Origin of the sequence: Streptomyces adustus, assembly GCF_009377175.1 — a bacterium.
In the GTDB taxonomy this organism is placed as follows: Bacteria; Actinomycetota; Actinomycetes; order Streptomycetales; family Streptomycetaceae; genus Streptomyces; species Streptomyces adustus.
On the sequence record NZ_VJZD01000314.1, the window covers coordinates 1 to 9,810 of the forward strand.

Annotated in this window: 10 protein-coding genes; 4 read left to right on the forward strand and 6 right to left on the reverse strand. The window is 74.4% G+C overall.

Annotated features, from left to right (window positions below; genetic code table 11):
• Nucleotides 1–124: 124 nt before the first annotated feature.
• Nucleotides 125–925 (forward strand): peroxide stress protein YaaA, encoded by an 801-nt coding sequence (yaaA, locus tag FNH09_RS41410; protein WP_162469875.1) that lies wholly within the window; start codon nucleotides 125–127, stop codon nucleotides 923–925.
• Between the two features lie 127 nt (nucleotides 926–1,052).
• A complete protein-coding gene (gene eda, locus FNH09_RS41415) occupies nucleotides 1,053–1,712 on the forward strand; it encodes a bifunctional 4-hydroxy-2-oxoglutarate aldolase/2-dehydro-3-deoxy-phosphogluconate aldolase (RefSeq protein WP_238427412.1) in 660 nt (219 codons plus the stop codon).
• Here eda and FNH09_RS41420 read toward each other — a convergent pair.
• Genes FNH09_RS41420 through FNH09_RS41430 form a run of 3 tightly spaced genes read right to left on the reverse strand, consistent with a single transcriptional unit; the run spans nucleotide 1,687 to nucleotide 4,916 of the window.
• Complete coding sequence (locus FNH09_RS41420) at nucleotides 1,687–3,300, reverse strand: bifunctional RNase H/acid phosphatase (RefSeq protein WP_162469876.1); 1,614 nt, start codon at nucleotides 3,298–3,300, stop codon at nucleotides 1,687–1,689. The two genes, eda and FNH09_RS41420, sit on opposite strands and share 26 nt — an antisense overlap.
• A 12-nt stretch (nucleotides 3,301–3,312) precedes the next feature.
• Entirely contained in the window at nucleotides 3,313–4,056 is a 744-nt protein-coding gene (locus FNH09_RS41425; protein ID WP_202919870.1) for a zinc ribbon domain-containing protein, read from the reverse strand.
• The gene (locus FNH09_RS41430; protein ID WP_162469877.1) at nucleotides 4,053–4,916 is read right to left on the reverse strand and encodes a Nif3-like dinuclear metal center hexameric protein; all 864 of its coding nucleotides are present in this window, start codon (nucleotides 4,914–4,916) and stop codon (nucleotides 4,053–4,055) included. The genes FNH09_RS41425 and FNH09_RS41430 overlap by 4 nt, the downstream gene beginning before the upstream one ends.
• A gap of 230 nt (nucleotides 4,917–5,146) precedes the next feature.
• Between FNH09_RS41430 and FNH09_RS41435 the strand changes: the two genes are divergently transcribed.
• Entirely contained in the window at nucleotides 5,147–6,316 is a 1,170-nt protein-coding gene (locus FNH09_RS41435; RefSeq protein WP_152895026.1) for a hypothetical protein, read from the forward strand.
• A gap of 97 nt (nucleotides 6,317–6,413) precedes the next feature.
• Nucleotides 6,414–6,569, forward strand: a complete 156-nt coding sequence (locus FNH09_RS47930) for a hypothetical protein (protein WP_202919869.1) — start codon at nucleotides 6,414–6,416, stop codon at nucleotides 6,567–6,569.
• A gap of 106 nt (nucleotides 6,570–6,675) precedes the next feature.
• On the opposite strand, the gene FNH09_RS41440 is transcribed toward FNH09_RS47930, so the two are convergent.
• The 3 genes from FNH09_RS41440 to FNH09_RS41450 form a co-directional block, all read right to left on the reverse strand.
• The gene (locus FNH09_RS41440; RefSeq protein ID WP_152895027.1) at nucleotides 6,676–7,620 is read right to left on the reverse strand and encodes a 3-oxoacyl-ACP reductase; all 945 of its coding nucleotides are present in this window, start codon (nucleotides 7,618–7,620) and stop codon (nucleotides 6,676–6,678) included.
• 68 nt (nucleotides 7,621–7,688) lie between these two features.
• A complete protein-coding gene (locus tag FNH09_RS41445) occupies nucleotides 7,689–8,765 on the reverse strand; it encodes a Zn-dependent alcohol dehydrogenase (protein ID WP_152895028.1) in 1,077 nt (358 codons plus the stop codon).
• A gap of 68 nt (nucleotides 8,766–8,833) precedes the next feature.
• On the reverse strand, nucleotides 8,834–9,694 hold the full coding sequence (locus tag FNH09_RS41450; protein ID WP_152895029.1) for a MaoC/PaaZ C-terminal domain-containing protein: 861 nt from the start codon (nucleotides 9,692–9,694) through the stop codon (nucleotides 8,834–8,836).
• Between the last annotated feature and the right edge of the window lie 116 nt (nucleotides 9,695–9,810).

Sequence of the window (9,810 nt, forward strand, 5' to 3'; positions counted from 1 at the left end):
AGCGTAGGGCGGGGGCAGGGGGGCGGCATCCGGACAACCGCCTCCGCGCCCCGGGGCCGTACGCCGTCCCGGCCGCTCGCCCGAACGCCGTACGCTGGCGCCGAGCTCTACCGAAGGAGTACGTGTGCTTGTCCTGCTGCCCCCGTCCGAAGGCAAGGCCGCTTCCGGCCGCGGCGCCCCGCTGAAGCCGGAGTCGCTGTCGCTGCCGGGGCTCACCGCCGCCCGCGAGGCGGTGCTCGGCGAGCTGGTCGAGCTGTGCGCGGGCGACGAGGACAAGGCACGCGAGGTGCTCGGGCTGAGCGAGGGCCTGCGCGGCGAGGTCGCGAAGAACGCGCGGCTGCACACGGCGGGCGCGCGGCCGGCCGGGGAGATCTACACCGGTGTCCTCTACGACGCCCTCGGCCTGTCCTCCCTCGACACGGCGGCGAAGCGGCGGGCCACGCGGTCCCTGCTGGTCTTCTCGGGGCTGTGGGGCGCGGTCCGGGTGACGGACCGGATCCCCTCCTACCGCTGCTCCATGGGCGTGAAGCTGCCCGGGCTCGGGGCGCTGAGCACGTACTGGCGTGCGCCGATGGCGTCGGTGCTGCCCGAGGCGGCCGCGGACGGACTGGTGCTGGACCTGCGGTCGTCGGCGTACACGGCGGCGTGGAAGCCGCAGGGCGAGGTCGCCGGGCGGACCGCCACCGTGCGCGTGCTGCACTCCCAGCTGGTGGACGGGGTGGAGAAGCGGTCGGTGGTCAGTCACTTCAACAAGGCGACCAAGGGGCGGATCGTGCGCGGTCTGCTGACCGAGGGGATCGCGCCGAAGGACCCGGCCACGCTGGTGGAGGCGCTGCGCGACCTCGGGTACGTGGTGGAGGCGCAGCCGCCCGCGAGGGCCGGGCGGCCGTGGGCGCTGGACGTGGTGGTGACGGAGATCCACTGAGCCACGCGAGCCACGCGAGGGCGTTGCGGCATGTGCAACGCCCTTTGCGCACGGTGCGTGCCGTGGGCAGGATGAGGCCATGTCCTCACCGCCGCCCTCCTCTTCGGCTGCCTCGGTACCGGTATCGATGCCGATACCGGCGCCGGTATCGGCACCCGCGTCGGTGCTGGATCTCGCACCCGTTCTGCCGGTGGTGGTGCTCCAGGACGCCGCCGACGCCGTACCGCTGGCGCGGGCCCTGGTCGCGGGCGGGCTGCCGGCGATCGAGGTGACCCTGCGGACCCCGGCCGCCCTGGACGCGATCCGCGCGATCGCGGGCGCGGTGCCGGACGCGGTGGTCGGCGCGGGCACGGTGATCACGCCGGAGCAGGTGTCCGCGTGCACCGCGGCCGGGGCGGGCTTCCTGGTCAGTCCCGGCTGGACGGACGTACTGCTGGCGGCGATGCGGATGTCCGGAGTGCCCTTCCTGCCGGGCGTGTCGACCGCGTCGGAGGTCGTGGCGCTGCTGGAGCGCGGGGTGCGGGAGATGAAGTTCTTCCCGGCGCAGGCCGCGGGCGGCACGGCCTATCTGCGGTCGCTGGCCGGACCGCTGCCGCAGGCCCGGTTCTGCCCGACCGGCGGGATCGGGCCCGAGTCGGCCCCGGAGTACCTGGCGCTGCCCAACGTCGGCTGCGTGGGCGGCAGTTGGATGGTCCCGGCGGAGGCGCTTGCGGCCCGCGACTGGGACCGGGTCGAGCGGCTGGCCCGCGCGGCGGCGGCCCTCAGCGCAGGTGCGACGTGTCGTTGAAGAGCCGCACGCTGGCGTTGCCGTCCGCGTAGTACGCCACCGCCGACAGCGAGGCGGCCGACAGTTCCATCCGGAACAGGGACTCGGGCGGGGCGCCCAGGGCGAGCCGCAGGAGCGTCTTGATCGGGGTCACATGGCTGACCAGCAGCACCGTACGGCCCGCGTGGGCGTCGACCAGACGGTCGCGGGTGACGGCGATCCGGGCGGCGGTGGCCGCGAAGCTCTCGCCGCCGCCGCTGGGTGCGGCCTCGGGGTCGGCGAGCCAGGCGTCGAGGTCCTGCGGGTGGCGCTCGCGGACCTCGCCGAAGGTGAGCCCCTCCCAGGCGCCGAAGTCGGTCTCCCGCAGCCCGTCGTCGATCGTCACGTCGAGACCCAGACGGGCGGCCACGATCGCGGCGGTCTCCCGGGTGCGGGCGAGCGGGGAGGCGACGATCGCCTGGATCGTGCCGCGCCGCGCCAGCGCGGCCGCGACCCGCTCGGCCTGCTCCCGCCCGGCGCCGGAGAGCGAGGGGTCGCTGCCGCCGCTCCCGGAGAACCGCTTCTGCGGGGTCAGCGGTGTCTCCCCGTGCCGCAGCAGCACGAAGGTCGCCGGTGCGCCCATGTCGGCGGGAGCCCACCCGGCCGCGGGTACGTCACGAACGGCCCGGGCGGCCCGGACGTCGGCGGCGGCCTTGACGGCCGGGGGTTGCCCGCCGGGGGCGGACGCGGCGGAGGTGGCCGAGCCGGCTGGGCCGACGGGGCCTGCGGACGTGGCGGGCGCGGCGGGGCCGACGGGTGCACTAGCAGCAGCGGCCTCACCGGCCTCGGCGGCAGCCTCACCGGCGGCGGCAGACGTACGGACAGCAGCGCCGGACCCACCGGGACCGGCAGCGGGCACCGCGGCAGGTGCACCGGTCGCGGCGGCGGGGGCGACGGCGGACGCACCGGTCGCGGCGGCGGGCGCACCGGCAGCCGCGCCGACGCCGGTGCCGATACCAGGACCGACGCCGGTCGCGCAGGTGTCGGCGTCAGTCGCGCGGGCGCCCGTCTCGGCCGTGGGTCGGCGGGACGCCAGGGCCGCGCGGGCCCTCGCCGCGCCCGCCGTCGCGTCGCCGGGCGGGCCCGCGGGCTCGGGGGCCGCCGACCTCGACGCGCGGGTGTCCAGGTCTGCGGTGGACGCCGACGCGGACCACTGCTCGCCCCGCTTGCCCGCGTCCATCGCCTCGTTCGCCAGCCGGTCGGCGTGCTTGTTGCGCTCGCGGGGGATCCACTCGTAGGTGACCTGGTCCGACGGGAAGACCCGCGCGGCCTCGGCCGCGAGCGGCTTCATGTCGGGGTGCTTGATCTTCCAGCGGCCCGACATCTGCTCGACGACGAGCTTGGAGTCCATCCGGACGTGGACCTCGGCGGACGGGTCGAGTTCATGGGCGGCGCGCAGCCCGGCCACCAGGCCCCGGTACTCGGCCACGTTGTTCGTGGCGACGCCGATGAACTCCGCCCGCTCGGCGAGGGTCTCCCCGGTCGCCGCGTCGATCACCACGGAACCGTAGCCCGCGGGCCCCGGGTTGCCCCGGGAACCGCCGTCGGCCTCGACGATGAACTCCCGCACGCCGAAGGCCCCCTACAGGCCGGAGTCGGACGTACGCACCAGGATGCGGCCGCAGTTCTCGCAGCGGACGACCGTGTCCGGGGCGGCCGCGCGGACCGCGTTGAAGTCGGTGATCGACAGCTCCTGGCGGCAGCCCTGGCAGGTGCGCTGGTACAGCTTGGCCGCGCCGATGCCGCCCTGCTGCTGGCGCAGCTTGTCGTAGAGCTTGAGCAGGTCGGCGGGGACGGAGGCGGAGACGACCTCGCGCTCCTTGGTGACCGTGGCGGCCTCGCCGTCGATCTCCTCGAAGGCCGCGTCCCGGCGGCCCGTGGCGTCGTCGATCTTCGACTGGACGGAGCCGACCCGCTCGGTCAGCTCGGCCACCCGCTCCTGCGCGGACTCGCGGCGCTCCATGACCTCCAGGACGACGTCCTCCAGGTCGCCCTGGCGCTTGGCGAGGGAGACGATCTCCTTCTGGAGGTTCTCCAGGTCCTTGGGGGAGGTGACGGCGCCCGAGTCGAGACGCTGCTGGTCGCGGGCGGCACGCTGGCGGACCTGGTCCACGTCCTGCTCGGCCTTGGTCTGCTCGCGGGCGCAGTCGCTCTCCTCGGTCTGCGCGGCCACCAGCAGGTCGCGCAGCTGCGTGAGGTCCTTGGTCAGCGACTCGATCTCGGCGTGCTCGGGCAGCGACCGCCGCTTGTGCGCGAGCTGCTGGAGGCGGACGTCGAGGGCCTGGACGTCGAGAAGTCGGATCTGGTCGGCGGGCGCGGCGTTCAGTTGGGGGCTCCAGGGGTGTTCGTCGTGGTGGACGCCGCGTGGGCGGTCCAGGGGTCGGTGACCGTCTTCGAGACGTGGACGCGCAGGTCCCATCCGTGCCGGTCGGAGATCTCGTCGAGCTGGGCGGCCGCCAGCTCGCACCAGGGCCACTCGGTGGCCCAGTGCGCCGCGTCGAGCAGCGCGAGAGGACTGTGGGCGGTGCCCGCCAGGAACTCGGACGCCGGGTGGTGGCGCAGGTCGGCGGTGAGGAACGCGTCGACGCCCGCCGCCCGCACCTGGTCGAAGAGGCTGTCGCCGGAACCGCCGCTCACCGCGACCGTCCGGACGACCTGCTCGGGGTCGCCCGCGACCCGGATGCCCTGCGCGGTGGCGGGCAGCCGCTCGGCGGCGCGGGCGGCGAACTCGCGCAGCGGCAGCGGGTGGTCCAGTTCGCAGACCCGGCCCAGGCCGCGGCGGCCCTCGGGGTCGGCGGGATCCGGCACGAGCGGACGCACCACGCGCAGGTCGAGCGCTCCGGCGAGCGCGTCGCTGACGCCCGGGTCGGCCGTGTCGGCGTTGGTGTGGGCGACGTGCAGCGCGATGTCGTTCCTGATGAGGGTGTGCACCACGCGGCCCTTGAAGGTGGAGGCCGCGACCGTCGTCGTACCGCGAAGGTAGAGCGGATGGTGGGTGACCAGCAGGTCGGCGCCCAGCTTCACCGCCTCGTCGACGATCTCCTGGACCGGGTCGACGGCGAACAGGACCCGGGCGACCTCCTGGTCGGGATCTCCCACGACGGTGCCGACCGCGTCCCAGGACTCGGCCCGCTCGGCGGGCCACAGATTCTCCAGCGCGGCGATGACTTCAGACAGACGGGGCACGGGAGCAAGGCTACCTGGCCGTTCTGCCCGGCCGTACCGGCTCGGGGCGGCCGTTCCGCCCGGCCGTACCGGCCCGGGGCGGGGCGGCCGGGACCGGCGCCGGTCAGCACATCGGTCACGGCCCCCTCAGCTGAATCGCTTCTGCACCACACGTATGTGTGAAGCGACCGCCCGGCGGTCCCTCCCGCGCGCGCACGAAAACTAGCTTCGTCGCCGGAGGTGACCGAACGATGACGGCCTGTGCGATCGAACCCGCGGCGACCGAGGAGGACGACGGCGCGCCACGGCCCGGCTGCACGATCACGGCGGACGGCGCCTACGCCGCCCGCCTCGCGCGCGCCGGCGACTCCTGGCTGCCGGAGCGCTGGACGCTCGACGGCCCCGAGCCCTACGCCGTACCGCTGCCCGGCAGCCAGCCCGAGGAGCCCGGCACCGAGGTCCAGCCCATGCGGGACGGGCGGGTCCTCATCCGCCGGGCCGTGGCCGGCCGGCACGTCTTCTCCCTGCTCTACCCCACCGGACCCGACACCGGCGAGCTGCCGCTGGGCTCGGTCGAGTGCCCGGACGAGGGCACCCGGCTGCGGCTGCTGCCCCCGGCCCCGGGCGGCCGACGGGCGTACGCGCTGGCCGTGGGCGCGCGCTCCACGGCGGTGTGGCTGGTGGCGGGCGGCGACTTCGGGCCCGAGCACCTCGCCGAGGTCCCCGGGCGCTGCTCGGGCGGGGCGTGGCTGGACCGCACGGGGCGGATGCTGGCGCTCGACCGGGAGCTGGGCGGCCGGACCAAGGCGGTCGTGGTGGACCTGGAGCGCGGTGGCGAGGTGTCGCCGCTGCTCCAGATCGCGGCCGACAGCGACGACCGGGTGCTGCTCGCCGACGTCGACAGCGGGCTGCTGCTGATCCGCTCCGACGCGCCATCGCCCGGTGAGCACCGGCTGGGCTGGGGGGTGCTGGGCAGCGCGCTGCCGGTGCGCTTCCCGGAGTGTCTGCGGGTGGCGGCGTGCGCGGTGACGCCGTTCGCGATCCAGCCGGAGCAGGTGCTGACGCCGGAGAGCTGCGCGGTGGCGCTGCGCATCGACGGTCCGCTCGGCAGCTGGGTCGGGGTGTGGCGGCCGGCCGAGCGGCGGATGCACCATCTTCCGGCGCCCGAGGGCTGGCTGACGGGCACCGGGCTGTGGACGCCCGGCGGGGTGCTGCGGCTGCCGTACGCCACCGAGGCGGCGCCGTGCGCGGTGGCGGAGGTGCAGATCCCGGCGGTGCCGCCGCGCGCGCTGGGGCCGGGGCCGACGGCACTGGGGACCCCGGTGCCCCGGGAGCTCCCGGAAGAGGAACCTCCGCAGCCGGTCACACCGCGTCCCGTGCCCTTGCAGCAGGCGCCGCAGGCGCGTCATGTAACGAACTAGTGCCGGTTGGCGTGGTCGCCTGGATCCGACCCGCGTCAGGTTGGTTAAACTCACCCGGCTGTTAAGAAGGATCATGTTGACGGGGTGAAGTTTTCCGATGAGCGACGCAAGCACGATGCAGCCGCTGTCCTCCGACACCTGGGAGGACGCCGGTCACGGCAAGCACCGCGGGCAGATCGCGGCGCAGGACACGGAGACGGCCCCTCACGGCCGTCACCGCAGGCCGACCGAGGACGTCGAGGCGCCTGCCTGACAGTACGCCGCGAGGGGCCCGCGCACCAGAGGTGCACGGGCCCCTTCCGCTTTTCCGGACGCCCCTCCTGTGTCCAACGGCCGCCCATCGGCTGCCCAACGGCTGCCTAACGGCGCCTGAGCCCCAGTACCTCCGCCGCCGCGAACGTCTCCGCCGGAGGCCGGTCCGCGTAGTACGAGGTCAGCAGGGCGTCGAGCTCGTCGTAGCTGAAGGTGTCCTGCTTGCTGTCGAACTGCGCCTGCACGCGCGGCCGTTCGACGACCGCCACCATGCCGCCGTGGACGACGAGCAGCTGCCCGTTGATCCGCGCGGCGGCCGGTGAGGCGAGATAGCCGACGAGCGGGGCGACATGTTCCGGGGCGAGCGGGTCGAGCCCTTCGGCCGGGGGCTCGAAGCCCGTCCCGGAGAAGACGTCCTCGGTCATCCGGGTGCGGGCGCGCGGGCAGATGACGTTCGCCGTCACCCCGTACTTGGCGAGCGCGAGGGCCGTGGAGGTGGTCAGGCCGACGATTCCGCCCTTCGCCGCCGCGTAGTTGGGCTGGCCCGCGGAACCCGCCAGGAACGCCTCCGAGGAGGTGTTCACGATCCGCCCGTAGACCGGCGCGCCCGCCGCCTTCGACCGCTCCCGCCAGTGCGCGGCCGCGAAGCGGGTCGTGTTGAAGTGCCCCTTGAGGTGCACCCGGAGCACGGAGTCCCACTCCTCCTCGGACATGGAGAAGACCATCCGGTCCCGCAGGATCCCGGCGTTGTTGACCAGGATGTCCAGTTTTCCGAACGCGTCGACCGCCGCCGCCACCAGCCCGCGGGCCTGTTCGAAGTCCGCGACGTCCCCCGTGTGGGCGAGGGCTCGGCCCCCGGCCCGGCGGATCTGCGCCACGACGTCCTCGGCGGGCCCGGCGTCGGCCGTGCCCGAGCCGTCCCGGCCGGGCTGCCCGAAGTCGTTGACGACGACGGCGGCGCCGAGCCGGGCCAGCTCCAGCGCCTCGACCCGACCGAGACCGCGGCCCGCGCCGGTGACGATCGCGGACCGCCCCTCCAGTGGCAGTGACATCGAGTCCCCTCCCCTGTTGCTTCTCCGCTGCTTCCCTGCTGCTTCCCTGCTGCTTCCTGCTGCCGGATTCAGATCTCGATGCAGGTGCGCAGGGCCGTCCCCGTGCGCATCTGGTCCAGGGCCTCGTTGATCTCCGCCAGCGCGACCCGGTGGGTGATCAGGCCCGCCAGGTCGATCCGGCCGGCCCGCCACAGGGCGATGGTCCGCTCGTAGGAGCGCAGCACGTCTCCGCCTCCGTACATCGAGGGCAGGATGCGCTTCTCGTCGAAGAACAGCTCGAACATGTTCAGCTGGAGCTGGTCGTCCATGGCTCCGGCGCCGACGACGACGAGTGTGCCGCCGCGCCGGGTGTTGTCGTACGCCGTGCGGGCGGTGGCGGACCTGCCGACGACCTCGAAGACGTAGTCGAAACCCTCCCCGCCGGTGACCTGTTGCTTGGCGCCGGGCAGTTCCTCCGGCGACACGGCCTGGGTGGCGCCGAACCGCAGAGCGGCCTCGCGGCGGGCGGCGACCGGGTCGACGGCGACGATCTCGGCGGCGCCCCTGAGCCGTGCCCCCTGGATCGCGGAGATGCCCACGCCTCCGCAGCCGATGATGGCGACCGACGAACCGGCCGTCACGTCCGCGGTGTTGAGGGCGGCGCCGAGACCGGTGGTGACCCCGCAGCCGATCAGGGCGGCGATGTCGAAGGGCACGTCGTCGGGTATCGGCACCGCGCATCCGGCGTCGACGACGACCTCCTCGGCGAAGGTACCGGTGCCGGCGAAGCCGAAGACGTCCCCGCCGGGACGCCGGAAGTTGGGGGTGCCCGCGTTCATGAACCCGGCCAGGCACAGCTCCGTCTGCCCGCGCCGGCAGGCCGGACACGCCCCGCAGGCGGGCAGCCAGCAGACCACGACCCGGTCACCGGCCTTCAGCCCGGTGACGTTCTCGCCGACCTCGACGATCTCGCCCGCGCCCTCGTGTCCGGGCACGAACGGCGCCGGTTGCGGCAGCACCCCGTTCATCGCGGACAGGTCCGAGTGGCACAGGCCCGTGGCGCGGACCCGGATCCTCACCCGGCCCGGCCCGAAGCCCACCGCCTCGACGTCGTCGAGGACCTCCAGCTTGTCCTGGCCGATCTCGTGCAGTACGGCTGCGCGCATGGTGCGGCTCCCCTCGGCGGTGGCTTCGACAGCGGCTCGTTCGGCGGCGGCTTCGGCGGTGCGTGGGCTCAGGAGTGGCGGACGACGGTGTCGGCGAGGGCGGGGGCGTCGTCCCGGTCCACGGAGCTCACCGCGACCCGGACCTCCCCGTCCCTCGGCCCCCACATCCGGATGCGCAGGGTCTCGCCCGGGTACACGATCCCGGCGAAGCGGGTGTCGTAGCCGTGGACCCGGGTCACGTCACCGCCGAGCAGCGTGTCGACGACCGCCTTCAGCGCGATCCCGTAGGTGCACAGCCCGTGCAGGATGGGCCGCTCGAAACCGGCGACCTTGGCGAACTCGGGGTCGGCGTGCAGTGGGTTCCAGTCGCCCGAGAGACGGTAGAGGAGCGCCTGGTCCTCCCGGACGGGCCGTTCCACGACCCGGTCCGGCGGGCCGGCCGGGGGTTCGAGGCGGGCGGAAGGACCGCGGTCGCCGCCCCAGCCGCCTTCCCCCCGTACGAAGATCTGCGCGTCGTTCGTCCACAGCGGGCCGTCGGCGTCGGTGACCTCGGTGCGCATGACCAGCACGGCGGCCTTGCCCTTGTCGTACACGGCGGCGATCCTGCCGGTCGAGGTCGCGGTGCCCTGGACGGGCAGCGGACGGTGGACGGTCAGCGACTGCCCGCCGTGCAGCACCCGGGCGAGGTCGACCTCGATGCCGGGCATGGACAGCCCGCTGATCACACCGGGCCTGCCCGCGCCCGCGACGGTGGCGAAGCTGGGCAGGACGTGCAGCCGGGACTCCAGTGTGTAGCGCAGCTCGTCGGGGTCGGTGGCGGGGATCCCGGCCCCGATCCCGAGGTGGTAGAGCTGGACGTCCCTGCTGTCCCAGCTGATCTCGCCGATGCGGGGTGCGGCGGCGAGTGCCTTGGCTGCGTCGATGGGCATGGTGCTCCTGAGGGTGACGGCCGACTCGGACGGCGGGCGGGGCGGCGGACGCGTACGGACGACGTGGGCGGCGGACGCGTACGGACGTAGTGGGCGGCTGCTGGTCGGGGGCGGGT